The sequence below is a fragment of the Roseburia faecis genome, assembly GCF_001406815.1.
In the GTDB taxonomy this organism is placed as follows: domain Bacteria; phylum Bacillota; class Clostridia; order Lachnospirales; family Lachnospiraceae; genus Roseburia; species Roseburia faecis.
Window position 1 is genome coordinate 117948 of sequence record NZ_CVRR01000071.1, and the last position, 25567, is coordinate 143514.

A 25567-nucleotide genomic window follows, 5' to 3' on the forward strand; every position below is an offset into this window, starting at 1 on the left:
CATGAACGATGATACGAATCTGATAGATATATCAATGTTACAGCAGCTGCAGGATCAGTTTTGCTGTGCAGATCATTTGTATCTGATGTGTGTGGATAAGAATAAAGGTGTTGTGACAAAACCGTTTGGAACAGAAGAACAGGTGGGGTTTTTACGGACACAGGTAGATAAACATGCCTACATGGAACTGGTAGACCAGATGCAGCATGACCGGATGGAAACGGTTGTGGAGCGGGAAACAGCACAGGATTTCATGAAATTGTGTGCTGTTTCCACAAAAGTAGAAGATCAGCTGCAGGTTGTCTGGATTGTTATGGGTATTATAAAGGAGCGGCTGACACCAGAGGTTCATCTGCCGGAGGGAATGCTTATTACGACGGAGGAGCAGTTTTACGCATCGGTAGAATTTCTATCACTGCTTTCCGGACAGTTGTTTGAGAGTCGCAGAAATCAGATGATCGCGCAGAAAGCGGTTGAAAAGAGTTCTGTTTCCGAGCTGGCGATGGAATACCAGCTGCACCGCAGCCGGGCAATGACCGAAATTTTGCAGATGATGGATTCGGATAACAGTTTTGAAAAAGTGGCTGAGGATATTTTGCGGGAGGCCTGTGAAAGTCTGGAAATTTCCGGTGGATGTCTGTTGCGCGAGAATACAGGGGAAAATACGGCAGACATGATCTGCGAGTATACAAAAGAACCAGACAAGTCCATTCTTGCAGAGGGGCAGCATATTCCGATCGGTGCACTGCCGTTTTATAATGGTAAAACTTATATGATCTCATCGGACTCCATCATGCCGGAACCGTTTGCACATTTATTTAAAACCTGTCATATCAGTGCCGGAATTTTTGAACCGATTGAAATACAAAACCGCACGGCGATGTATTTTTGCGTGTATGATAATGAAAAAACAAGAATCTGGGAGAACAGAGATATCAAATTTGTCAGTGATGTGCGAAGAGTTGTGCAGAGCATCATGCTTAAAAGAATTGCAAAGAATTCGCTGGCAAGTTCCTATACATCTTTAGAGGCGATTCTGGAAAATACCGGATGTGGAATATATGTGGTTGATTACCATACCCATGCAATTCTTTATATGAATCACAAATTCAAAGAACTTTTCTCTCGCAGTATCGCGGGAAATCATCTGGAAAAAATGCTGTTTTCCGACCGGGAAACAAAGCGCAGCCAGTATTATGAGGAAATTTATTCGGTTGTTGAGGAACGCTGGCTGGATGTGCATAAGACCGAGATTGACTGGGTGGATGGCAGAAAAGTTGCCATGTGTACACTCTATGATATTACCGAAAAGAAAATTTATCAGAAAGAAATTGAAAATCAGGCGAACAATGATTTCCTGACAGGGTTGTTTAATCGCATGCGCTGCGAACAGGATCTGGGACAGTTTATACGAAAGACCCGGGAAAAAGATGCAACAGGAGCGTTGCTTTATATGGGACTGGATGATTTTAAGCATATCAATGACGGGCTGGGACACCAGTATGGGGATATTCTGTTGAAAGCGATTTCCCATAGCCTGCGCAGGATAGATGGGATTGAGAATACCTGTTACCGCATGGGAGGGGATGAGTTTGTTGTGATTATTCCGGATTCCGTGTATCCGGAGCTGGAACGGATTGTGCGGGATGTGACATCCATATTTAAGAAACCGTGGTTTTTAAAGGGAGAAGATTATTATTGCACCATAAGTATGGGGATTGTATATTTCCCGAAGGACGGAGAAACGGTGGAAGAACTTGTCCGTAAAGCAGATATTGCCCTGTTGTCGGCAAAACGCAGGGGCAAAAACCGCGTGGAATACTATGATGGGATGGACGCATCTTCCTCATACCGCAGACTGGATCTGGAGAAAAATATGCGTACTGCAGCCATGAATGCATGCACGGAATTTGAAGTGTTTTATCAGCCGATCATTGATGTCTGTCAGCCGGGAGAGCCATGCTGTGGTGCAGAAGCATTGATCCGCTGGAATTCAAGTGCACTTGGATTTGTGAATCCGGCAGATTTTATTCCACTTGCGGAATATCTGGGACTGATCAATCCAATCGGTGAATATGTAATGAAAAATGCGGCATTGCGGTGCAAATACTGGAATGATATGGGGCATCCGGAGTATCATGTCAATGTAAATTTGTCGGTTGTACAGCTGTTGCAGAATGACATTGTAAAGAAGGTTGCAAAGGTTCTGGAAGAAACCCGTATCATACCACAGAATCTGACATTGGAAGTAACGGAAAGCCTGGCGATTAATGATATGGTCCGGATGAAGAAGATATTAAGTGAGATCCGGAATCTTGGTGTACGCGTGGCACTGGATGATTTTGGAACAGGATATTCATCCCTCAATCATATCCGTGAGATGCCGTTGGATGTGATCAAGATTGACCGTTGTTTTATTGAACATCTTGGAGAAGACGATTTTTCCAATGCATTTGTGCGGATGGTATCGGAACTGGCAAATGCCATCAATGTACATGTGTGCGTGGAAGGTGTGGAGACGAAGCAGCAGAGGGATATTGTAAAGCAGATGGGAATCCGTATGATTCAGGGATTTTTTTATGGAAAACCGATGAAGATTGAAGAATTTGAAAAGAAATATCTGATATAAGGTGAATGCTATGTATGCAGAAGAACAGGTTTGATTGTTAATGGGAGGAAAAATGCTTAATCTGAAAGGACCGTCTGATAAGAAAAGTAAAAATATAATTGGTATTATACAAAGCTGCCTTATCCTGGTATTGGTAATTCTTATTATTTTTATGATGATACAGATTAGCTGGTTACAAGGGACAGCGCGTGTAATAAATTATGCAGGTCTGGTACGTGGAGCTACACAGCGTGAAGTAAAATTAGAAATTACAGAAAACCGGAATGAAGAATTAATGAAATATTTGGATGATATTCTGAGTGGGTTAAGATATCAAGATGGACATTATGAACTGGTAAAACTCTATGATAAAGAATATCAGGAAAAATTAAAGATTCAGAGTGATTACTGGGAAAAATTGAAAACAGAAATTGAAGCCGTAAGAAGTGTGGGATATGAAAATACAGATATTGTCAATATGAGTGAGATTTATTTTAAGATGGCAGATGAAACTGTATTTGCAGCAGAAAAGTATTCCGAAAAGATTGCCACAAAGATTCGCACCATAGAGATTCTGTCTGCGTTTGATATGCTGTGTCTGGTGATATTGGTTATTGTGCAGACCCTGATGGCAATGAAGATGGCGGTGAAAAATAAGCTGTTAGAACACAGGGCATATACAGATGCCCATACCGGATTGCCAAACAAAAGTGCCTGTAAGGAACTTCTTGGTAATAAAGAAATAATTAGTGAGCCTACCGCATGCATAATGTTTGACCTGAATAATTTAAAGACGGTAAATGATACAATGGGACATTCGGCAGGAGACCAGTTAATATTGAATTTTGCCCGGCTTTTGCGCAATGTGATTCCGGAAAAAGACTTTGTTGGAAGATATGGTGGAGATGAATTTATGGCAGTTATTTATCATACAAGCCAAACAGAGGTTGAGGAAATATTAAAATGTTTATGTCTCGAAAAAGACCGGTTAAACAACAGGGAAGACAAAATGCTGATTGACTATGCATATGGATGGGCATTATCCACAAACGACGGTAAATATACAATTCAGACATTGCTCGATAAGGCTGACTCTTATATGTACGAAAACAAAAAATTATGTAAGAGATATAAACGGATATCTGAGGTTGAATTTTTTTAGTCTTATAACAGGGAATCAGCATCTGTCAAATGCTGGTTCCTTTTATTTATTTTATCAGGAAGGAAGAGAAGCCGGCAAAGGTTCGGGAAGAAAACAGGCTTTGAGGGATGTCCTGAATGTGATCCATGAAAAAACCTCTTGCATTTCCGGAGAGGGTGTGTAATATAGTACATGCAGCGGCAGATTGGGGGCACCACCTTCAGTCGCTATATAAAATTAATGCACAAAGGGATACGATAAGGAGGATGTTATGTACACAGCATTAACAATTGCTGGAAGTGATTCCAGTGGAGGCGCCGGCATTCAGGCAGATATTAAGACAATGACAGCAAACCATGTTTACGCAATGAGTGCGATCACGGCTTTGACTGCCCAGAATACGACCGGTGTAACAGATATTATGGAGGTAACCCCGAAGTTTTTGGCAGAGCAGCTGGACAGTATTTTTACGGATATCTATCCGGATGCGATTAAAACCGGAATGGTTGCTTCTGGTGAACTGATTGGGACGATTGCGCAGAAGCTGACAGAGTATCACGCAAAAAATATTGTCGTAGATCCTGTCATGGTGGCAACCAGTGGAGCAAGACTGATCAGTGAGGATGCTATCAGCACATTGAAAAGTAAATTATTACCGCTTGCAACGGTGATTACGCCAAATATTCCGGAAGCGGAAGTGCTTTCCGAAATGCAGATCAAGACCGATGCAGATATGGAAAAAGCAGCAGAAATTATTTGTGACACATTGGGCTGTGCCGTTTTATTAAAAGGTGGTCATCAGTTAAATGATGCCAATGACCTGCTCTACCAGAAGGGTAAAGAGCCGGTATGGTTTGAGGGAAAGAGGATTGACAATCCAAATACACACGGGACAGGCTGTACGCTTTCTTCTGCGATTGCATCAAACCTTGCAAAAGGAAGAGATCTTGAAACGTCCGTGAAGTATGCAAAAAATTATATTTCCGGTGCACTTGCCGCCATGCTTGACCTTGGAAAAGGAAGCGGACCAATGGACCATGCATTTGCAATTGAAGGAGAATATTAGTATCCGGCAAATGTGAGGCCGGGTTTATCATAGGTTAAGAGGAGTGTACAAATGGAAAAAAAAGGAACTTCCGTGTTCAGTAACGGATTAATTTGGTTTGGAGCAGGTGTATCCCTGGCGGAAATACTGACAGGTACTTATTTTGCACCGCTTGGATTTGGAAAAGCCATGGCAGCAATTTTACTGGGACATCTGATCGGCGGACTTATGATGTTTGCAGCAGGAATGATTGGAGCGAAAGAACGAAAAAGTGCCATGGAAACTGTGAAAATGAGTTTTGGCGAGAGAGGAAGCCTTCTGTTTGCTGTCTTAAATGTGTTACAGCTTGTAGGGTGGACCGCAATTATGATTTATGACGGAGCACTTGCGGCAGACGGGGTTTTGCATACCGGAATCTGGGTATGGGCGATCATTATCGGCGCACTGATTGTTGTCTGGATTTTTGTCGGACTTACGAATCTTGGCAAGTTAAATACGGTTGCCATGACCGCACTTTTTATTTTATCTCTGGTTCTTTTTAAAGTGATCTTTTTTGGAACCGGAAGCGCGGCTCCGGTCGTGGATGATGGAAGTCTTACATTTGGTGCGGCTGTGGAACTTGCCGTGGCAATGCCGCTTTCCTGGCTGCCACTGATCAGTGATTATACAAGAGAAGCAGAAAAACCGTTTGCCGCAACACTTGTCAGTGTGGTTGTCTACAGTCTGGTCAGCATTTTTATGTATATGATTGGTATGGGGGCTGCTATTTTTACCGGCGAATATGATATTGCGCAGATTATGTTAAAAACAGGGTTTGGCGTTGTGGGACTTCTCATCATTGTATTTTCCACGGTTACGACGACGTTTCTGGATGCATATTCCGCAGGAGTTTCAAGTGTTTCCATTTCTTCAAAAATTAAGGAGAAATGGGCAGCGATTGTTGTTACCGTGATTGGAACTGTGGCAGCAATTGTTTATCCGATGGATAACATTACAAATTTCCTGTATCTGATTGGTTCTGTATTTGCCCCGATGATTGCAGTGCAGATTGCAGATTATTTCATTTTAAAGAAAGCAGATGCTGGGGAATCCGCATTTCAGTGGAGAAATCTTGTGGTGTGGCTGGTCGGTTTTGTACTGTACCGGGTGCTGATGCATGTGGATACACCGGTTGGAAATACGCTGCCGGATATGGTGATTACCGTAATTGTCTGTGTGATTGTAGAGAAAATTGCAGCAGCAGTAAAAGAAAAATAAGGTGTTATCATCCTACACCTATTAATCATAAGACTTTTTGTTTGACTTTTTAGAAAAAGAGAAATATAATAATTTTCAAACGAGTAGCAAACGAGCGTAAATCCAGTTTTGCTGCTCGTTTTTAATTTTATAATGCCATGAAAAAGTGTGTAGCTTATCAGCGTAAGTCCAGCTTGTGAGATAAGTACATGCTTTTTTTATGTAGAAAAAGGAGGATTCAGTTAAGATGGCAGAAAGAAACAGGATGAAGGAGATGCCGGTCAATAAGCTCATGGTACAGATGGGAATACCGATGATCTTGTCGATGGCATTGCAGGCGGTCTACAATATTGTGGACAGTGCCTTTGTCGGAAACATGAAGGAGGGAAGTGAAGCCGCTTTAAATGCACTTACGCTGGTGTTTCCGGTGCAGATGCTCATGGTAGCGGTAGGAATCGGAACCGGTGTGGGGACGAATGCACTTCTTGCGCGGACACTTGGACAGGGAAACAGCAAAAAAGCAGCAAAAGTTGCGGGAAACAGTTTATTTCTTGGAGTAATTATTTATGCGGTATGTCTGCTGTTTGGAATTTTCGGAGTGAAAGCCTATATTTCATCGCAGACGGTTGATCCGGAAGTAATTTCGATGGGAACCGGCTATCTAAGGATATGTTGTGTGATGTCGTTTGGAATTATCTTCTTTTCCCTGTTTGAAAAGTTATTACAGGCAACCGGACGTTCACTTTATTCTACAATCGGTCAGGTTGTGGGGGCAGTGGTAAATATTATTCTTGATCCGATCATGATCTACGGGATCGGACCTGTTCCTGAAATGGGAGTAGAAGGTGCTGCATATGCGACGGTAATCGGACAGGTTGCATCGGCAGTATTACTCTTTATTTTCCATACGAAATTAAATAAAGAATTTGCGCATGGAACAAAATACATGAAACCGGAGGGTGGAATTATAAAAGAGATTTATTCGATCGGACTTCCGGCGATCATTGCACAGGCATTGATGTCTATTATGGTTTATGTAATGAATCTGATCTTAAAATTTAATCCTTCGGCGCAGACCGCATATGGATTGTTTTATAAAGTGCAGCAGTTTGTGTTGTTCCTTGCATTTGGTCTGCGTGATGCGATCACACCGATCATCGCTTTTTCCTATGGGATGGGAAGTAAAAATCGAATTAAGGATGGTATGAAGTACGGACTGATTTATACAATCGTACTTATGGTTCTTGGTGTGGCGATCACGGAAATTTTCCCGGGTGCATTTGCAACTTTATTCAACGCAGGGCAGTCAAGAGAATATTTTATCGGAGCAATGCACATTATTTCTATCAGTTTTCTTTTTGCAGGAATCAATGTCGCATATCAGGGAATTTATCAGGCATTGGACGGAGGCATCGAGTCGCTTGTGATTTCGCTGCTTAGACAGCTTGTAATTATATTGCCGTTGGCAGGCATTTTCTCTATTTTCGTCCGAAACGGACAGATGGGAGTTTCGCTGATCTGGTGGGCGTTCCCGATCACAGAGTTTATCGCGTGTCTGGCCGGCTATGTATTTTTAAAGAGAATCCGTAAAACAAAAGTAGATGTTTTAAGCGAAAGGGAGATGTGATTATGGCAAAAAGAATTATTACGATCAGCAGAGAGTTCGGAAGCGGTGGTCGTTTTATTGGGGAAGAAGTGGCAAAGCAGCTTGGCATAAAGTATTATGACAAGGATATCATTGCGCAGATTGCGGAGCAGTCCGGATTTTCAGCGGAATATATTGAAGAAAAGGCAGAATTGTCTCCGAAGAAAGGACTGCTTGCCTATGCGTTTGCAGGACGTGACATCACCGGAAAATCCGTGGAAGATATGGTGTATGAAGCGCAGAGAAAAGTGATTTTGGAGATTGCGGAAAAGGAAAGCTGTGTGATCATAGGACGGAATGCGGATTTTATCTTAAAAGACAAAGATAATGTGCTGAACGTTTTTATACATGGGGATATGCCGGAAAAGGTGGCGCGTATCTGTAAACTGTACAATGTTACCGAAGAGGAAGCAGAAAAAATGATGGCAGATATCGATAAAAGGCGTATGACAAATTATCGATTTTATACGGATCAGAAGTGGGGGATGGCAAAGAATTATACATTGTCACTGAACAGTTCCGAGCTTGGATATGATCTGTGTGAGAAGATCATAATGGATTGCAAGAAATAGAAGAAAACAAATGTGCAATTAAGAGATACCATACATGTGACACCCAGATCTGACGGAAGTTGTTTTGCTATTTTTTCAGTATTTCCAGAACGGGAATAATAAATGATAATTGCATTCATATAACTCTTCCTTTCATTATCCAACACTGTGTTGTACAATATTATAAAAGTTAGAGAAACGTTTATCAACCAACAAACAGATGAACTGGCTTCGTTGATACACACTTTATATATTAGTGGAGCACAGGGAGTGTTGTTGGATTGACTTGTCCTTAAAATGCGGTAAAATTTAAGGGAAAGAATGAAAATTAGGGGAATGAGAAATGAAGATAAGAACAGCAACCATGGATGATCTTAACGAGATTGCAAATGTAGAGGCAGAGTGTTTCCCAGCAGCGGAGGCTGCAACGAAAGAAGAATTTGCCGGTCGAATCCGGTATTATGGAAATCACTTCTGGATTATGTTGGAGGAAGACAAACTGATCGCATTTGTAGATGGTTTTGTAACCGATGAGGCAGATTTGACAGATGAAATGTATGAGAAGGCTGCTATGCACAACGAGGATGGTGCATGGCAGATGATATTCGGTGTCAATACACTTCCGGATTATCGTAAACACGGATATGCAGGACAACTGATCCAATGTGCAATCAAGGATGCAAGAGAGCAGGGCAGAAAAGGTCTTGTGTTGACCTGCAAGGAAAAACTGATCAAGTATTATGCAAAATTTAGTTTTGTTGATGAAGGCGTGTCCGATAAATCCACACACGGAAACGCTGTGTGGCATCAGATGCGGCTGACTTTTTAATTCATTGTAATGCGTATAAGTAATCGAAAAATCAATCGTATTTTTTTACGATTGATTTTTTGATTGCTTTTGCATATAAATAGCTTACATTGTTTTTGCAACGATTTTCTCATCGTCATTCTGAATCTCGTTGGTGCTTTTTTCTTTCTTATGATTGATAAATAATGTCCGGAAGATCAGTCTTGCAAGCGGTCCTACAAAAATAAGCTGCAGCGGAAATGCCATGATAAAATTTTTGCAATAGGTCATAAGATAATCCGGTGTAAAGTTGGCGGTAAATCCATGTCCGTGATAGACACCGATCACACTGGCGAATGCAACCTGCCAGATTACCGTGAAAGTCTGGATGGCAAAGATGATAAAAATCGGCCGGTCGCCAGGCTGGACAACGCGGAAGGCACACATTTTTGAGAGATGACCGGACACGAAATAGGCAAGCAATCCGATGATGATATACTCTATCCACATTCCCTTCAATGCAATAAGAAAGGTCGTATTTGTAAAGCTTCCTGTTGCGAGTACCGTGTTATAGACTGTCATGACATAGACCATCATCCATGCGGTGATCGCTGTAAAAAATATGGATTCTCCTCGTGTTCTAGGCATTTTCTTTTCCTCCGTTGTATTTTTGAATCGCATCAAGAATGAGTTTCATAACCATAGTGTTTCCTTTCCGACAACAAAAAAAGACAACAAATGCTGCCCGTCCGTCTGACAGTGGACAGGTGACATTTATTGTCTGATATGTGTCTTGTATTTAATTTGTTTTTACAACTCTTGCATTTTAGCAGAAAAATGAAATTAAAGTCAAGTAAAAAATTTTTTACGGTTGTTTTCTATGGCGTTTCCGGTTGTTAATAAATTCTATGCATGCTATATTGGTAGGAGTGAGGTAAGAGTAACGAGGATAAGAACAGCAACAATGGAGGAAAATCATATGGGGTTGGTCCAAGCGTTACGATAGCAACTGCGAATCATCCGATTGAGCCATCACTTCGTGAAAATGCGATGCAGTATAACAAGACCGTTCATATTGGGGAAAATGTTTGGATCGGCGCAGGGACTATTATAGTTCCGGGAGTTACAATTGGAAAAAATTCAGTAATTGGCGCAGGAAGTGTTGTTGTAAAAGATATTCCTGATAATGTTGTTGCGGTAGGAAATCCATGTCGTGTGCTGCGTAAAATCGGAGAACATGATCATGAATTCTTTTATAAAAATGAAAAGATTGACTGGGAAAATCTGTAGAACTATGATAAAACTAACAAAGAAAATTAAAAAGTTATAATGGTCTCGATTTTCTTTACCATTGAATTTTTTTTTTAAAGATATGGTATACTCGGTTTAATCAGTTGAACGAAAGCGAGGATATTAAAATGGATATATTAGAGACCATGAAAGCGCGACACAGCGTAAGACAGTATAAAAATCAGGCAATTGAATCTTCAAAGAGAGAAAAAATCAATGCGTTGATAAAAGATGTTAATGCGGAAAGTAAACTGTCGATACAGGTTTTTTACGATGAACCGAAATGTTTTGATTCATTTATGGCTCATTACGGAAAATTTGAAAATGTAAAGAATTATATCGCGATTGTCGGAAATAAGAATGATCAGGAAAAGGCAGGATATTATGGCGAGAAGATTGTGCTGAAATGTCAGAAACTTGGGCTTAATACCTGCTGGGTGGCAATGACGCATGGAAAATCAAAAGCGCAGATCAAAAGAGGACAGAAGCTACTCATTATTATCTCACTGGGATATGGAGAAACACAGGGAGTTCCACATAAAAGCAAAAGTATCGCAGAACTTGGACAGGCGGATCAGAAGAACGAATGGTTTGAAAAAGGTATGGAAGCGGTAAGTCTTGCACCAACTGCTGTCAATCAGCAGAAGTTTTATTTTGAACTGAAAAACGGAATTGTAACAGCCAAAAATCTTGGTGGTTTTTATTCCAGGATTGACCTTGGAATTGTAAAATATCACTTTGAGGCCGTGACAGGACATGAGGTAAAATAATGCCGGACATTATTATCGTAGAGGACAACAGGGAGATCGGAACACTTTTGTGCGATTTCCTGCGAAAAGAAAATTATACGGTGAGCCTTGTGGACACCGGGGAGAAGGCGCTTCAGATCTTTGAGCAGTACGGTGCCAATCTTGTTGTGATTGACATCGGTCTGCCGGGGGTGGACGGTTATTCCGTCTGTTCCAAAATAAGGGAGACTTCAAACGCACATATTATGATCGCGACTGCAAGAGACGACAAGGAAAGCACATTAAAAGGCTTGCAGATCGGCGCGGATGATTACATCTGTAAGCCTTATGATATCGATATTCTGATTGCCAAGATCAACGGCATTTTCAAACGAAAATATGCATTGGACGAAATCGTATGCGACAATCTGAAATTGAACAATGTCACGCAGACACTCACCGTGAACCAAACACCGGTCAATGTCACGGAAAAGGAATTCCAGCTGCTGAAACTGCTGGTCGAAAATAAAGGAACGACATTGAAGAAAGAATACCTGTTCAACCGCATCTGGGGAAGCGACAGTGAATCGGAGCCGCAGACGCTCACGGTACATATCAAGTGGCTGAGGGAAAAGATCGAGAAGGATTCGAAGAAGCCGAAACACATTATTACGGTTTGGGGAACGGGATACCGATATGAATAATTACAAAAAATTTGCAGCAAAGTTTTGTGGAGTGGAGCTGCTTATTATTGCACTTGCAAATATCGTTTATTATGTGACAGCAAATAATCAGGAACCGTGCATTTCGCGTGTGCAGGATAAAACCGAAACAATCTACAAGATCATTTATGCACAGACAGACTACAGAACCTGGATTCTTATGGACGTTGTCCTTGGAATTCTGTTTTTGCTGTCTGTTTTTCTGATCTGTTATATCGGAAAGAAGATCATAAAGCCGTTTGAACAGATGCAATCGCTGACCGAGGAGCTGGCGAAAGGAAATCTTTCGGTGCCGATCAAAGCCGAAAAAAGCAAATTCTTAGGCAGATTCCTATGGGGAATGGATATGCTGCGCGAAACATTGGAGAGCAACAAAGAAAAAGAACTCGCGCTGCAAAAAGAAAAAAAGACGCTGATCCTGTCGCTGACACATGACATCAGGACGCCGTTATCTGCGATCCGGCTGTATGCGAAGGCGCTGGCAGAAAATCTTTATACGACCGGGGAGCGGCGTGTCGAAGCATGTCAAGGGATTGAAAAGAACGTAAAAGAGATTGAGGAGTATGTCAATGAGATCACGCTCGCATCGAGAGAGGATTTCCTGCAACTGAGTGTCAATCCGGGGGAAGTGTATCTGTCCCATGTGATCGATGCGATCCGGGGACTTTATGAGGAAAAACTGCATAATTTACATACCGGATTTCAGATTGCATCCTACACGGATCTGTTGCTGAAAGGGGATGCGGACCGGCTGATCGAGGTGTTGCAGAACCTTTTGGAAAACGCGATCAAATACGGGGACGGCAAGTGTATTTCCATCGACTTTTCGGAGGAAGAGGACTGCAGGCTGATCACGGTAAGAAATTCCGGTTGCAGCTTAAAACAGGAAGAACTCATAAATCTGTTTGATTCTTTTTATCGCGGAAGCAATGTCGGTTCGGCAGACGGTTCGGGACTCGGACTGTATATCAGCCGGCAGTTGATGCAAAAAATGGATGGGGAAGTATTTGCGGAAATTAAGGAAGATGATTTCTGCGCGACAGTTGTTGTGCGAAAGGCATAATGTGCATTTAAGGATTGTTTAATAATTTCTCCTGTAAGATGAGTACATCAAACGAGGGGAGGAACGTTAAAATGCTTTTTCGTATTTTGAAAAAAGATTTGAAAAGAAAAAAAGTAATGAATGCAATATTGCTTTGTTTTATTCTGCTGGCAACGATGTTCGTAGCGAGCGGAATCAGCAATGTTGTTTCCGTCATGAACGGAACGGATTCCTATCTGGATAAGGCGGGGATCGGCGATTATGTGGTCATCTCGATGGGTGCGGACAGCAAAGCGTCCATCGATGAGATCCTGCATGAGATGGAATCCATCCGGGATTATCGCATTGAGCCGGTTGTATTCGGAGAAAAATCCAATCTGAAAGATATGCACGGAGAAGAACTGGAGGCAAAGAATTCTGTTATTTACCAGTCCATCGAGGACAGCCGGCTTAAATTCTTTGATAAAGAGAATAAGCAGATTACCCAGATCAAGCCGGGGCATGCATATGCAACCGGTGATTTTATGGAGAAAAATCATTTGCAGCCGGGGGATAAAATCAGGATTACGCACAACAGTATTTCTTTTATGGATGTTTTAATCATATTGCGAAAGGTACCGAAGGGGGCAATGATTCAGGCAACAGAAAATGGATTGGTTTGGTATCTCTAATACGACAGATTCCAGTTTTTGAAACTGAGAAATTGGTATTTTAAGAGGAGGTATGTATTATGAATATAGGATTTTGGTCATGTATAATTTTGATTATACCATTTGTAATTATAGGTGTGTTGTTTGCGATTTTTAAGGAAAAAGCAGCTAAATTTGTTTCAGGATTTAATTCATTTTCTAAAGAAGAACAGGCAATGTATGATAAAGCTCAGATCTCTCGTGATATAAGAAATCAGTGCTTCATATGGACTGTTATAATGTTGGTAGGAGCGATATTATCCTGCTTTTTAACCCCGTATATGGCTATACCAACTTATATTATTTGGTTAGTTCTGTTTTTTAGAGAAGTCCACTTTGATAATCATAAAGCGTTAAAAAAATATTTATTAAAATAAATTATTGTTTGCAGGAGATGCTTATTTATGAAAAAAGGAATAAACAAATCAATCTTATTTTATGTTGTATCAGCTCTGTTTTTGATAGCCTCAGCTATAGGCTTAACGAGTGGAAATGAAAATACTATGGCTATAGTATGGTTAAGCCTTGGTTCCGCATTTTTTTGCTTAGGTTCGACTTATAAGAAAAAGGAAAACAATAAAACAAATACAGATGATAAATAATTTCCTGTGTGTATTGCTGGAAAATTGATATTTACCAAGCTGTTTAATTTTGAAAATTTCTTTGAAAAACTATTGACTCCTACGTAACGTAATAGTTTAGAGTATGCTTATCGAGAGGAGGAAATGACAATGATGACGGTGAATGAAGTAAGTAAATTAACAGGAGTGAGTATACGCACTCTGCAGTATTACGACACCATTGGACTCTTAAAACCTATTGAATATACAGAGTCAGGTTATAGGTTGTATGACGATACATCCTTGGAAAGGCTGCAACAAATTTTACTGTTTAAAGAATTGGAATTTCCGCTTAAGGAGATTAAAAAGATAATCGATGCTCCTAACTTTGACAGGAACAAAGCATTAGAGCAGCAGATTGAATTGCTTACGATGAAAAAGGAGCATCTTGAAAATCTTATTAGTTTCGCTCGAGGAATAAAAGGAATAGGAGTGAAATATATGGATTTTAAAGTATTTGATACAAGAAAGATTGATGAGTATTCTAAACGAGCAAAAGAACAATGGGGACAAACCTCTGAGTTCAAGGAATTTGAAGAGAAAACAAAGAACTGGACGAAAGATGACGAAGCTACTGCCGCCAATGAGTTTATGCAATTATTTGTTGAATTTGGACAAATGAAGGAAATGAACCCGGCAGATGAGCAGGTGCAGTTGCAGGTAAAGAAACTTCAGGATTACATTACGAATCATTTTTATACATGTTCTGATAAGATTTTATGTGGTCTTGGAAGAATGTATGCTGGTGGAGGAGAATTTACGGAAAATATTGACAATGTTGGTGGTACAGGCACTGCGGAGTTTGCAAGTAAAGCCATTGATATATTTTATATGAGCAAAAAATAACTTCGGGTTTGTCTGACTCATAAATAATTTAATAACAGGATTACAAGCACTTTAGCCACAACAGGTTAGAGTGCTTTTTTCATGCCCTGCAGTAAAAGGAAAGAGGTGAACAACAAGTATTGATATTTTTAAACCTGGTGACAAGATCCTGGCACTTCTTGAGGCTGTGTTTGGGTTTTGAAACAATCAGATATCCCTGGTCTTTGCATGCTTGGACAGTCACCGGTCAGCTTTAAGGGCGCAGTCATTGAGTGGATTGAGCCGGTCTTTGTAGCGGTTGGTTCATCCCTTTATCAGTGTTGTTGAATACATCCTCGACAGAATTTGTAGAAAGCGCAAAAGAATCGAGCAAATATTTAAGAGAAATAGGAAAGTATCATTTTGTATTGGCTTTGGCAGCAGCAGAAGTGGTTGCGGCGGGAGTTCCGCGTAAAGTGATTCGTAAAATAAATTTTATTTTGAATGTTAAGTTTGAAAAAAGATATTGTTGTCATATGTAAATTATGATATAATTTGCATATGCTATAAGCGGAGGTGACTAATATGTTAACATTACAAGAATCTATAAGACCATCTGCTGATTTGAGAAATCATTATGCTGAAATATCAAAGCAATGTAAGGAAAACAAAGAAGCAGTTATTATTACAGTAAATGGTAGAGGCGATACCGTTGCACTTTCGTATGAAGAATACAAAAATATGAAAGCGAGAATAGAACTATTAGAAGTATTAGCCGAGGCGGAAGATGATGTGAAAAATGAAAGAGTAGCCCCGATAACTGAGACATTTGATGACTTGAGAAAAATGCTTCAGGAGGATAATGATGAAGTATGAGATAATTAGAACTGATACAGCGGATGCCGGCATTAGAAAAATAATCTTGTACGTTGCTCAGAATTTTGGAAATACAGTTGCACTTGAGAAGCTTGATCAGATTGAGAAACGAATTCTTGATTTGGGAGATGATCCGTATATTGGAACAGATCCAAGATATTTGGTTCTTAAGAGGCAGGGATATAAAGTCCTTGTTTTAGAAAAAGATCTTGTTTTTTACAAAATTGATGAGGGTAATAAAAAAGTAGTTGTATATGCTATTGTAGATCAACGACAGGATTATTTAAATATAATACGAGGGTTATAAAAATGTGGTAAGATAATAAGCAAGATAAGGAAGTAATATGTCGAATTATAAACCACCATATACAATTACAAATAAAATGTTGGAATAAAAATAGAGGCAAATTCATTATCACTGTCAGAGGTAAGAGATGTTATAAACGGAAGAATCGTTTTGGGGGACAGGCAGGAGATTCAGGAAGTAAAAAATGCATATATGGCTTATGGAGAAGTTAGGACTAAAATTAAGGGAAACATTTCGAAAGAATTACATGAACCCGGCGCTGGAACTTGGAATTGTGCAAATGACAATTCCGGATAAACCGAATAGCAGGAATCAGAGATATGTGAGAAAATAAAAGGATTAATATAGAAACGTGAACTTTAATGCGTGGGAAGCCGTATTATCCATGAACTGAAACAGACTGCCAGGGGCAGAGAATTGGCAGTTGTATCGGTGTATTTGTACCTTATGCGGGAGTTGCCGGGGTGGCCTGGTCATCTTTGATTGCAAGAACATTTTCAGCTATAGTCATCACAGTCCTATGCTTTTCATAGAAAAATCCGGTACGATATTTGAAATAGGGCTACCGCAATCCCACTGGCTTTAGACGGTGGGTTAAGGTAGCAGGAAGCGGAGGTTTGTGTGATACTTGCGTTATGGGAACGTGGAAATCAAAAAACAGACACAAATATTTGTTACAGTATCATATTATTTTCGTATGCAAGTATAGAAAGAAATTGCTGATGTCAAAACAAATATCAGATGATATAAAGCAGTTTTCTTATGAGATATGTCAAAAGATAAAGTCATTATCAGATATATGGAGACAGATAAAGATCATATTCATTACATGATAGAAACAGAACCAACAATGTCTATCAGTAAAATGGTAAATCTGATGAAGAGTTATACAGCATATCATATTTGGAAAAAATATCCGGATTATCTACGAAAACATTTCTGGAAAGAACATACTTTTTGGACGGACGGATATTTTGTCTGCAGTGTAGGAAATGTTTCAGAAGAGATGCCACGAAAATATATAGAAAATCAAGGGTAGGAAGGTGGCGACAGTAGGTGTTAAAAGCATATAAATACAGGATATATCCTAATAGCGAACAAAGAATTCAGATTGCAAAAACATTTGGCTGTTGCCGTTTTGTTTACAATCAGACATTGGCATATCGGAAAGAAATATACGAGAAAGAGAAAAAGTCAGTTAGTAAAACGGATTGTAATAATTACTGTAACAGAGAATTAAAGAAAGACTATGAATGGTTAAAAGAAATAGATAAATTTGCTCTGACCAACGCAATCTATAACATGGACGCTGCATATCAAAAATTCTTTAAGGAGCATGCAGGATATCCGAAATTCAAGAGTAAACACGATAACCATAAATCATACACAACAAACTTCACAAATGGAAATATTGCGGTAGATTTTGAGACAGGGAAGATAAAATTGCCAAAATTAAAAGCGGTAAAAGCAAGGTTACACAGGGAATATAGTGGGCAGATTAAGTTAGCGATCGTTTCGCAGGTTTCCAGTGGAAAATACTATGTGTCCATACTTGTAGAAACGGAGCATAAGGAACTGGCACATACAAATCATAACATAGGAATCGATTTAGGAATTAAAGATTTATGTATTACTTCCGATGGGAAGGTATATGAGAATCTAAAAATTATAAAAAAATACGAGAAACAGCTTGTAAAGCTGCAAAGGCAACTGTCACATAAAGGAAAGAGAAGTAAGAACTACTATAAAACAAAGAAAAAGATAGCATTATGCCATGAGAAAATAAGGAATATAAGAAAAGATTATCTACATAAAGTTTCACATGAGATTATCAGCGAAAACCAAGTGATAGTTTCAGAGAATTTACAGATAAAAAACATGGTAAAAAATCATCATCTGGCAAAAGCCATAAGTGATGTATCATGGTATGAGCTGACAAGACAGTTAGAGTATAAGGCAAAATGGAATGGCAGGAAATACATCAAAATAGATACATTTTATGCTAGTAGTCAATTATGTTCTGTTTGCGGGTATCAGAATCCAGATACAAAAGATTTGTCAGTGAGGACATGGATATGTCCGAAATGCGGAGCAGAACATGACAGGGATATCAATGCCGCGAAAAATATACTGACAGAAGGATTAAGACAAATAGCATAAAGAAATATATAGGGCAGGGACTGTCCAAATTAACGCCTGTGGAGATAGTAGGTTACGAGGTCGCTGAAGCAGGAAGCCCATTGGCTTAAGATAATGGGTAGTTCACACAATCGGGGATGATAAATTTATGTTTCAGGCTATTGCGCATGCGTAAGTATGATTTATGTGATATTGTATAAAAATAAAAATGTGAAAAAACACATTGATTCATATGAAAAGATGTAATATAATACATTAAAATACACCAAAATATTTTGGGGAAGGAGAATGCATACGCATGAAACGTAAAATAACGTCTAAGTTATATGAGTGGAAAAATATGTCAGATGGAAGAATGCCATTGCTTATTTATGGTGCACGTCAGGTTGGAAAAACATTTGAAATGCGTGAGTTTGGATCATTATATTACAAGAATACGATTTATGTAAATTTTGAAACAGACGAAAGAATTGGAAAATATTTTGAAACAGATATTCATGCAGATCATGTGATAGCTGTTTTGGAAAAATACTATCAGGTAAAGATTGTACCTGAAAATACACTCATAATTTTTGATGAAATTCAGATGTGTGAAAGAGCATTAACTTCGCTAAAATATTTTTCAGAAGAAGCTCCGGAATATCATGTAATGGCTGCCGGAAGCCTGCTTGGTGTGGCGGTGAACCGGGAAAAATATTCATTTCCGGTTGGAAAAGTTCAGATGCTGACCATGTATCCAATGGATTTGGAAGAGGTGTTGTGGGCAAAAGGAAAACAGATGCTTACAGACACGATCCGGGAACATTATGAAAATAATCAGCCGTTGAATGAGATGCTCCATGAGGAGGCTATGCAGGAATTTTATCATTATTGTATTGTTGGGGGAATGCCGGCAGCGGTGAAAGCTGACCTTGCAAAAGACAGTCCTATAGAGCAGACGGAAATCAGACAGATGTTATTAAATTCTTATATTGCGGACATGACAAAATATGCGAATAAGTCAGATACAGTGCGCATTTTTGAAGCATATGATTCCCTTCCGGCACAGTTGGCAAAAGATGCTAAAAAGTTCCAGTATAAGTTGATAAAATCGGGTGCGCGTGCATCTCAATATGGAGATGCGATTGACTGGCTGATTCGGGCTGGAATTGTAAATAAGTGTATGAAATGTAGTCAGGGATTTTATCCGGTTGCAGCATATCAGGATGTGAGTACATTTAAATTATACTATAGTGATATGGGTATTATGTCTGCCAGAATGGGAATGACGCTGGAAGCATTGAGGAGTAAGGAAACAGAGCATTTTCGTGGTATATTGACAGAGAACTACGTTGCAATTGCATTGAAAACGAATGGCTATGATCTTCATTATTGGGAGTCAGATAATACGGCAGAAGTAGATTTCCTGATACAAAAAGACAGTCATGTAATTCCGGTTGAATGTAAAGCGGGAAATCATGTGAAAGCGAAAAGTATGATGGTTTATATGGAAAAATATGATCCGGTTTATGCCATCAGGATTTCAACAAGAAATTTTGGAATGGTAAAGGGGATAAAGTCTGTGCCATTATATAGTGTATTTTGCACTTGATATACGAGGCTTCACTACAAATGAATCATTTGAAAAACAGTACCAGTTATTACTGGGAAAAAGATTTATTAAATGTTTCACTTTCGTCTATGTAAAGTGTATATTCTGCCAAGCAGACACCTTCTTTCTTCTATAGTATTTAATCTCTTACCTAAACCAAAAGCCACCTTTTACAGTGGCTTTTTACAAGTGAACTATATTCTAATTTTTATTTCTGTAATCCCCAAAGGATAAACCTACATGTGAATAATATTCTAAGCGTCATTCACGCACTTGCGTATACAACATTAATTACCATGTGGTTTGGTCGGTAAAGTACAGGCGAAACTGTATTCACGACTATCTTCATAAAGTGACCAGAGCAGTAGTGAATTATTGTAAAGCAAATGATATCCACACGGTTATTATTGGCGATATCACAAATATTCGAAGGAATAAGAATCTGGGAAAAGTGACAAATCAAAAACTTCATGCACCACAAGTAACAAAAGAATATGCAAAGAAATGTAACAGAACGAACAGGGGATTGTATAAGGTGTTTTATTTAAAACAGTCTCCAAAATTTCTTGAAATATCAAATGCTTTATGCTATATTGAATATAAAGAAAGACACCTGCTGGAACAGATGCCTTTCAGTTCGGATAGTATCCATTCCAAAAGTGGATGCTCCCAAGTATGCATTTTCTCTTATGAGCACAGCCTTACCTGTTTGCCGACAGGTAAGGCATTTTTATTTCTTCTTATTATTTCTCTTATCGAGAAAGGTAAGAAACGCAATAATCAAACTACCAAAAGACATCAACAAAGCTAATATCCCAATGAAAATCGTAATGATTTCATAAGCTGTCATATGCGCCACCTCCCTTCTTATGTATTCCAGTAAACTGTCATTAAGCTCGGGAGGCTACCACCCCTGTCATGGGCTTTCCGTAAGAAAATTGTATCATACCAACATAAGGGTTTCAACAATATTCGACAGCGTGATTTTTCATTTTTTCCAAATAAAAACACATATTAATAGTGAAACAAAAGTGCTCTATCATAAAAATGGGAAACACATATTAATAATAAGAATAAAAATCGAAGGAGGAAAAAATATGAGAAACGATGATAGTTATGAAGCCTACAAAAGGAAATTTAATCTGGGGGTTGTTGGTGTAATTATACTTATGCTGGTGCTTTGGTTTGGGAATTTTGATGGTTCGAACCACAATTGGGAGCTACTGGTTAAAAATATAGGCACCACCAAAGCAACTTATCGGTGTAGTGATTCTTCCATCACTGATCTTATCACTGATCTTTTTTGGGACGAACATAATCAGGAAATGCTTGAAAAATATGTGAAAGAAGAACGGGAATGGGAATCTACTCATGAATATGACCATTTTTTGGAAGATTTGGGATTATATAGTGTTATTTGCCTCGATGGTTGCATTGGTTGCGCCCCATGGCGCACCTTTGGCTGTACCACTGTAGTAGATAGTGGTTAAAGAAAATGCGTTTTCAAATAAATTTGTGGGTATATTTGTAAGGTTATTTGATAATGTTACACTAATAAGATTACTACAAGATTCAAACACACCCTGTTCTATATAAGTTACGCTATTCGGAACAACTATGGCCGTTAAGCTTTCATTTATCTGATTCGTCCGCATGTGCTGAGGTAGGGGAAACAACCATTCCAACAGCAAGCGCCCCTGTTAAAATTTTTGCTACTAACTTTTTTAATTGGCTATTTTGGCTGTATACCAGAAAAATAGGGTGTTATATTCTTTGGGAGCAGAACAAAGAAAGATATCGACAGGATGGAACTTCCTGGGATTGTATATGTGATATGCAAAAAGACGCATGGTCAAAATTTTCTTTAGACTCATTGGTGACGAATAGAGATAAAAAATTTTGTGATGCAGATACGCTTACTGAAGAAATGAAAGAATTATTGATAGAGAAGATATTGGTTTATAGCAATAATGTATTGGAAATATACTGGAAAGCAGATTTCATAAAATACTTTTCTGATACAAGCAGGATCATTGGAAAGGAGACAGGAAAGAATGAGTGAAACAGCAATCAAGGCACCAAAGGTGAATCATTGGATTTTTGTGTTAAAAGACGGAAAATTTGTATTTGATAAAAAGACATTGGAAGCTATTGACAAGGTATATGCAATATTAGAGGCTGTTGAGCCTTGCGGAGAGGATAACAGAAGAGAGTTGTGGCTGAAAGCGGAGCGTGGAACTATAGACGATTATGACGACTACGAAAGCCTAAAGGATGAAGAAGTCGTAGAGAATTATGAAGAGTTTGAGAAAATGTGGCATGAAGAATATCCAGACGAAATAAGCTGGTATCATCTTGTGACAATAGAACGGGATGATTACAGGGCAATATTTCTTGGAAGAGAGCTGATCTATCAGTCCAGGATTCTGGAAGCTCACTCTTCATATGAGTACAATGTTGAAGAACTATTTGTATGGATGCAGGATGCAGTTAAGAAATGTATTGCTTAAATGAAGGAAGGAACCTATAATGAGGATGTGAATGATAATCTAAATGCCAGACAGAGAACAGGTACAATATCAAGAAAAGATTACTGGGATATATTCCCTGAACGAAAAGATTCTTATCTGTCAGACATTACAGCCGCTACGACATCGGAGAAAGGGAGCAGGATATTATTGCTCTTGTCGGAGTTGGAAAAAGCAACCGTGAGATTGCAGACGAACTGTTTCTGAGTGAGGGAACCGTCCGCAATTATATCAGCAGCATTCTCGATAAGCTTTCTCTGCGTGACCGCACCCAGCTTGCAGTATTCTATTTGACGAAGGTGCGCAACTAGCAACGAAAATTTAATCGAATCAGAAAACCAGTCCTTAAAGGCAGATGGTAGCTGCTCAAAGGGCACAAGCGAAAATAGTCATATAAACAAAAGAAGGGGGAAAGACGAGTTTATGCCATTTATGGGTATAGAGCATTGGACTATTGCAATATGCGATGATGATGAAATATTTCTTTCGAGGTTGGAGAAACAAATAAGGGCAGAATTGCAGCAGCTAAATGTAGTGGGGGAAATTGTATCATACACGGATAGTGAGAAATTGTTGGAGACAAAACTGCATCAGACAGAAATTTTTTTTCTTGATATTGATATGCCGGAAGTAACGGGTATGGAATTGGCTGCCAAGTTGGAAGAACAAAATCCGCAGGCAATTGTTATTTTTATCAGCAATCATGAGGAGGCTGTATTTGAGGCAATTCACTATAAGCCATTTCGTTTCATTAGAAAAGCGTATTTACAGGCGGAACTTTCGGAAGCGTTGCAAAGCTTGAAAAAACAGAAGGAGAAGAGAGCGCGATTTATTACATTAGATGTAAAAGAGCAACAGATTGTGCTTCCGGTAAAGGAAATCGTTTATATAGAGAGTCAGGCTCATTACCTACTATTTCATGTAATGAATTCTGAGCGTGAAGAACAGGTTGTGCGAAGCAGAGGAAAAATATCTGATTATGCAGAAAAAATGCTTATTTTCCATTTCCTGCGTCCGGGAAAAAGTTATCTTGTAAATAGCATGTGGATACAGAATTTTAATTTGAAGGAAATCACTGTAAAAACAGGGCAGCATATTCCGGTCAGTAGAGATAAGAAGGAAGAGGTAAAGAAACAATATTTTGGTTATATGAGGAGTCGGATATATGAAATGGATTAGTTTCATAATAGAGATTGCGGCCTGCATTATCAGTTTTGGAATTTGCACAGCGGTAATTCGGGCGCAATTTAGACCTAGAGACGAATTGGCATGGTGGAAGTATCTTGTGTTTGGAATCACATTTACAGCAGTTACTTATTTTGAAGTGGGGTCGAATCTGATTGCGTCATTTATTGGAATGGGAATATGTATTTTTTTTGCCCAGAGATATTTTGAAGGACGGTTTGCTTCAAAAGTCATCTCTGTTATTATGATTAATGTATTGACAATTCTGATAAGTATCATATGTCTTTATGTTATTTCAGCATTCAGCGGAGTGACAATGGAAAAACTGACGATGTATGGGAATTCGATGAGACTTATCGAGGTTTGTGTCATGAAGAGTCTCTGCATTTTTATCGCATATGCTTATATAAGAACTATAAAAAGACAGAGAGAATTTGTACAACAGGAATTGCTGATAAGCGGGATTTTTTTTGCTTGTTTTTTTGTTGTCTCTCTGTTTTTTATTATCCTGTTAAAACAGGTTATGTTACCGCGAATCTTACAGATAGCTTTTGCAGTAATAACGCTTTTGTTTCTGGGAATCATTCTTCTTGTGTTGTGGCTCTTGAACCACTTGCAAAATCAAAATCGAGAACTGCTTGAGAACAGTATTTTGCGAACTCAGTTGAGGGAGCAGGAGAAACTGATGAAAGTATCAGAGGAAAGCAACCAAAAAATCCGCGAAGTAAGACATGATATCCGACGTTATTTCTCGAACTATCTCCAACTTTTGGAAGAAGGTAAGGTAGAATTAGTTAAAAAAGAAATGCAAAAGACTTTTGCCACGAAACTGTCAGAGAAACAGCAGATTTATACCCCTAATTTGATGTTGAATGCTGTTATCAATGAGAAGAAGGAGATATGTGAAAAGAACCACATACGATTTGTGATTCATGTGAAGCTTCCGGAGAATATAGATACGATAGAACTGGCAATTGCTTTGTCGAATCTTTTGGATAACGCGATTGAAGCTGAGCAGAAAGAGCAGGAGCAGGAAATTCATCTTAACATGGAAGTGGTAGATGAAATGTTTAATCTAATTGTAGAGAATCACATTCAAAACTCTGTTCTTTGTGTAAATCCTAAACTTGTCACATCGAAAAAAAATAAGGCTGAACATGGATTGGGAATCCCGACAGTTCGGGAGATTGTCAATCAGTATCAGGGATTTTTAAATATATCGGAAGAAGCAAATAATGTGATTGTACATATGGTAATTCCACTTGCTAATTTTGCCAAAAACAGGTAAAACTTGCCAAACGAATTGTAAAGATTAAGAAATCAGTTATCATCAGATTGAAAGGACGTGTGTTTATGTCTGGATTATCAAAAATGATAGCTGATTTTTTTGTTCGTGAAAATGTAATTGAACATGAGGAATATGAGATTTATAAATATGGTTCAGATATATTAATTGAAAATATAGGTACAACTATATTTTTGATTTGTCTGGGTTTTATTTTCAATAAAGAAATCAGTACACTCATTTTTATTGCTGTATTTGCCGGTATAAGACGATATTCGGGTGGTTATCATGCTAAGACAAAATTAAAATGTTATATTTTGACTATCACAAATTGGGCAGTTGTAATAGTGTTACAGAGGCTGCAACAAAAATTTGGGTTCACTAGATTTGGAATTGAACTTATTATATGTTGCATGGTTTTCATGGTTATGTTCTTTTTTGCACCAGTAGAGAATCCAGGAAAGCCATTGTTTGAACGGGTTAGAATTGTAAATAAAAGAAAGACACTTATCATAACATTGATGGTTATCATTATATCGTTAAGCATAAGGATAAAATTGCCGGACGCATCATTTGCTATTCTGGTAGTTTTAATAGAAGTAGCGCTACTAATTATATGGGGGAAGGAGCTTCCTGTATACTTTAAAGAGTAAAAGGAATTGACCCAAAAGAATACCTCAAGTAAATTTAGATTATTACTGACCTGCCAGTTGGTAAAATCTAAAAACACAAGAGGTATTCAAGATGA

30 protein-coding genes and 4 pseudogenes are annotated in these 25567 nt (G+C 38.8%); 31 read left to right on the plus strand and 3 right to left on the minus strand.

Annotation, left to right across the window (positions count from 1 at the left end; translation table 11 throughout):
* The first annotated feature begins 1 nt into the window (after window position 1).
* The 7 genes from M72_RS14700 (at window position 2) to M72_RS14730 (ending at window position 9055) form a co-directional block, all read left to right on the plus strand.
* Window positions 2–2629 (plus strand): sensor domain-containing phosphodiesterase, encoded by a 2628-nt coding sequence (locus M72_RS14700; protein WP_055068754.1) that lies wholly within the window; start codon window positions 2–4, stop codon window positions 2627–2629.
* Between the two features lie 52 nt (window positions 2630–2681).
* Window positions 2682–3770 carry a GGDEF domain-containing protein gene (locus tag M72_RS14705; protein ID WP_055068755.1) on the plus strand — a complete coding sequence of 363 codons (1089 nt, stop codon included), beginning with the start codon at window positions 2682–2684 and terminating at the stop codon, window positions 3768–3770.
* Between the two features lie 250 nt (window positions 3771–4020).
* Window positions 4021–4815, plus strand: coding sequence for a bifunctional hydroxymethylpyrimidine kinase/phosphomethylpyrimidine kinase (gene thiD / locus M72_RS14710; RefSeq protein WP_022045137.1), 795 nt, complete (start codon window positions 4021–4023; stop codon window positions 4813–4815).
* A gap of 51 nt (window positions 4816–4866) precedes the next feature.
* On the plus strand, window positions 4867–6051 hold the full coding sequence (cytX, locus tag M72_RS14715) for a putative hydroxymethylpyrimidine transporter CytX (protein ID WP_055068756.1): 1185 nt from the start codon (window positions 4867–4869) through the stop codon (window positions 6049–6051).
* A 226-nt stretch (window positions 6052–6277) separates the two neighbouring features.
* Window positions 6278–7657: an MATE family efflux transporter gene (locus tag M72_RS14720; RefSeq protein ID WP_055068757.1), complete on the plus strand. Its 1380-nt coding sequence runs from the start codon at window positions 6278–6280 to the stop codon at window positions 7655–7657.
* Window positions 7658–7659: 2 nt separating this feature from the next.
* Window positions 7660–8247 carry a cytidylate kinase-like family protein gene (locus M72_RS14725; protein ID WP_055068758.1) on the plus strand — a complete coding sequence of 196 codons (588 nt, stop codon included), beginning with the start codon at window positions 7660–7662 and terminating at the stop codon, window positions 8245–8247.
* 322 nt (window positions 8248–8569) lie between these two features.
* A complete protein-coding gene (locus M72_RS14730) occupies window positions 8570–9055 on the plus strand; it encodes a GNAT family N-acetyltransferase (RefSeq protein ID WP_055068759.1) in 486 nt (161 codons plus the stop codon).
* A gap of 84 nt (window positions 9056–9139) precedes the next feature.
* On the opposite strand, the gene M72_RS14735 is transcribed toward M72_RS14730, so the two are convergent.
* Window positions 9140–9661: a DUF2798 domain-containing protein gene (locus M72_RS14735; RefSeq protein WP_141652763.1), complete on the minus strand. Its 522-nt coding sequence runs from the start codon at window positions 9659–9661 to the stop codon at window positions 9140–9142.
* 336 nt (window positions 9662–9997) lie between these two features.
* Here M72_RS14735 and M72_RS14740 point away from each other — a divergent pair.
* From M72_RS14740 to M72_RS18325, 16 genes and pseudogenes are all read left to right on the plus strand, one after another.
* Window positions 9998–10303, plus strand: a pseudogene (locus M72_RS14740) (DapH/DapD/GlmU-related protein); the annotation flags it as partial.
* 128 nt (window positions 10304–10431) lie between these two features.
* On the plus strand, window positions 10432–11073 hold the full coding sequence (locus M72_RS14745) for a nitroreductase family protein (RefSeq protein WP_055068761.1): 642 nt from the start codon (window positions 10432–10434) through the stop codon (window positions 11071–11073).
* Window positions 11073–11735, plus strand: coding sequence for a response regulator transcription factor (locus M72_RS14750; protein WP_055068762.1), 663 nt, complete (start codon window positions 11073–11075; stop codon window positions 11733–11735). The genes M72_RS14745 and M72_RS14750 overlap by 1 nt, the downstream gene beginning before the upstream one ends.
* Window positions 11728–12816, plus strand: a complete 1089-nt coding sequence (locus M72_RS14755; RefSeq protein ID WP_055068763.1) for a sensor histidine kinase — start codon at window positions 11728–11730, stop codon at window positions 12814–12816. The genes M72_RS14750 and M72_RS14755 overlap by 8 nt, the downstream gene beginning before the upstream one ends.
* A 116-nt stretch (window positions 12817–12932) precedes the next feature.
* Window positions 12933–13466 carry a hypothetical protein gene (locus M72_RS14760; protein ID WP_206541837.1) on the plus strand — a complete coding sequence of 178 codons (534 nt, stop codon included), beginning with the start codon at window positions 12933–12935 and terminating at the stop codon, window positions 13464–13466.
* A gap of 59 nt (window positions 13467–13525) precedes the next feature.
* Window positions 13526–13861 (plus strand): DUF3784 domain-containing protein, encoded by a 336-nt coding sequence (locus M72_RS14765; RefSeq protein ID WP_055068765.1) that lies wholly within the window; start codon window positions 13526–13528, stop codon window positions 13859–13861.
* A gap of 27 nt (window positions 13862–13888) precedes the next feature.
* The gene (locus M72_RS14770; protein WP_055068766.1) at window positions 13889–14086 is read left to right on the plus strand and encodes a hypothetical protein; all 198 of its coding nucleotides are present in this window, start codon (window positions 13889–13891) and stop codon (window positions 14084–14086) included.
* 129 nt (window positions 14087–14215) lie between these two features.
* The gene (locus tag M72_RS14775) at window positions 14216–14950 is read left to right on the plus strand and encodes a MerR family transcriptional regulator (RefSeq protein WP_055068767.1); all 735 of its coding nucleotides are present in this window, start codon (window positions 14216–14218) and stop codon (window positions 14948–14950) included.
* Between the two features lie 177 nt (window positions 14951–15127).
* Complete coding sequence (locus tag M72_RS17755; RefSeq protein ID WP_261291849.1) at window positions 15128–15256, plus strand: hypothetical protein; 129 nt, start codon at window positions 15128–15130, stop codon at window positions 15254–15256.
* Between the two features lie 237 nt (window positions 15257–15493).
* The gene (locus tag M72_RS14780; protein WP_055068768.1) at window positions 15494–15784 is read left to right on the plus strand and encodes a type II toxin-antitoxin system Phd/YefM family antitoxin; all 291 of its coding nucleotides are present in this window, start codon (window positions 15494–15496) and stop codon (window positions 15782–15784) included.
* Window positions 15771–16091: a type II toxin-antitoxin system RelE/ParE family toxin gene (locus tag M72_RS14785; protein ID WP_314733830.1), complete on the plus strand. Its 321-nt coding sequence runs from the start codon at window positions 15771–15773 to the stop codon at window positions 16089–16091. The genes M72_RS14780 and M72_RS14785 overlap by 14 nt, the downstream gene beginning before the upstream one ends.
* 199 nt (window positions 16092–16290) lie before the next feature.
* Window positions 16291–16425, plus strand: coding sequence for a Fic family protein (locus tag M72_RS16590; protein ID WP_314733831.1), 135 nt, complete (start codon window positions 16291–16293; stop codon window positions 16423–16425).
* Between the two features lie 301 nt (window positions 16426–16726).
* Window positions 16727–17130: pseudogene (gene tnpA, locus M72_RS16595) on the plus strand (IS200/IS605 family transposase).
* A 17-nt stretch (window positions 17131–17147) separates the two neighbouring features.
* On the plus strand, window positions 17148–18251 hold the full coding sequence (gene tnpB, locus M72_RS14795) for an IS200/IS605 family element RNA-guided endonuclease TnpB (RefSeq protein ID WP_055068770.1): 1104 nt from the start codon (window positions 17148–17150) through the stop codon (window positions 18249–18251).
* 277 nt (window positions 18252–18528) lie between these two features.
* Window positions 18529–19821, plus strand: a complete 1293-nt coding sequence (locus tag M72_RS14800; protein ID WP_055068771.1) for an ATP-binding protein — start codon at window positions 18529–18531, stop codon at window positions 19819–19821.
* A gap of 286 nt (window positions 19822–20107) precedes the next feature.
* Window positions 20108–20290, plus strand: a pseudogene (locus M72_RS18325) (IS200/IS605 family accessory protein TnpB-related protein); the annotation flags it as partial.
* A 261-nt stretch (window positions 20291–20551) separates the two neighbouring features.
* Here M72_RS18325 and M72_RS18330 read toward each other — a convergent pair.
* Complete coding sequence (locus M72_RS18330) at window positions 20552–20671, minus strand: putative holin-like toxin (RefSeq protein ID WP_226948254.1); 120 nt, start codon at window positions 20669–20671, stop codon at window positions 20552–20554.
* Between the two features lie 247 nt (window positions 20672–20918).
* On the opposite strand from M72_RS18330, the gene M72_RS16965 reads away from it, so the two are divergent.
* Window positions 20919–21311, plus strand: a complete 393-nt coding sequence (locus tag M72_RS16965; protein WP_055068773.1) for a hypothetical protein — start codon at window positions 20919–20921, stop codon at window positions 21309–21311.
* Here the strand turns inward: M72_RS16965 and M72_RS18290 are convergent.
* Window positions 21225–21476 carry a leucine-rich repeat protein gene (locus M72_RS18290; RefSeq protein WP_226948264.1) on the minus strand — a complete coding sequence of 84 codons (252 nt, stop codon included), beginning with the start codon at window positions 21474–21476 and terminating at the stop codon, window positions 21225–21227. The two genes, M72_RS16965 and M72_RS18290, sit on opposite strands and share 87 nt — an antisense overlap.
* Window positions 21477–21748: 272 nt before the next feature.
* Here M72_RS18290 and M72_RS17760 point away from each other — a divergent pair, with 272 nt between their 5' ends.
* From M72_RS17760 to M72_RS14840, 7 genes and pseudogenes are all read left to right on the plus strand, one after another.
* A complete protein-coding gene (locus tag M72_RS17760) occupies window positions 21749–21883 on the plus strand; it encodes a hypothetical protein (RefSeq protein WP_261291847.1) in 135 nt (44 codons plus the stop codon).
* Entirely contained in the window at window positions 21876–22331 is a 456-nt protein-coding gene (locus M72_RS14820; protein ID WP_055068775.1) for a hypothetical protein, read from the plus strand. Before M72_RS17760 ends, M72_RS14820 begins: the two co-directional genes overlap by 8 nt.
* The gene (locus M72_RS17395) at window positions 22332–22556 is read left to right on the plus strand and encodes a hypothetical protein (protein ID WP_055068776.1); all 225 of its coding nucleotides are present in this window, start codon (window positions 22332–22334) and stop codon (window positions 22554–22556) included.
* Window positions 22460–22660, plus strand: a pseudogene (locus tag M72_RS18145) (response regulator transcription factor); the annotation flags it as partial. The gene M72_RS17395 and the pseudogene M72_RS18145, both read left to right, overlap by 97 nt.
* Before the next feature lie 121 nt (window positions 22661–22781).
* Window positions 22782–23528: a LytR/AlgR family response regulator transcription factor gene (locus M72_RS14830; RefSeq protein ID WP_206541838.1), complete on the plus strand. Its 747-nt coding sequence runs from the start codon at window positions 22782–22784 to the stop codon at window positions 23526–23528.
* Window positions 23515–24822, plus strand: coding sequence for a GHKL domain-containing protein (locus M72_RS14835; protein WP_055068778.1), 1308 nt, complete (start codon window positions 23515–23517; stop codon window positions 24820–24822). Before M72_RS14830 ends, M72_RS14835 begins: the two co-directional genes overlap by 14 nt.
* A 65-nt stretch (window positions 24823–24887) precedes the next feature.
* On the plus strand, window positions 24888–25472 hold the full coding sequence (locus tag M72_RS14840) for an accessory gene regulator B family protein (protein WP_055068779.1): 585 nt from the start codon (window positions 24888–24890) through the stop codon (window positions 25470–25472).
* The last annotated feature ends 95 nt before the right edge of the window (window positions 25473–25567 follow it).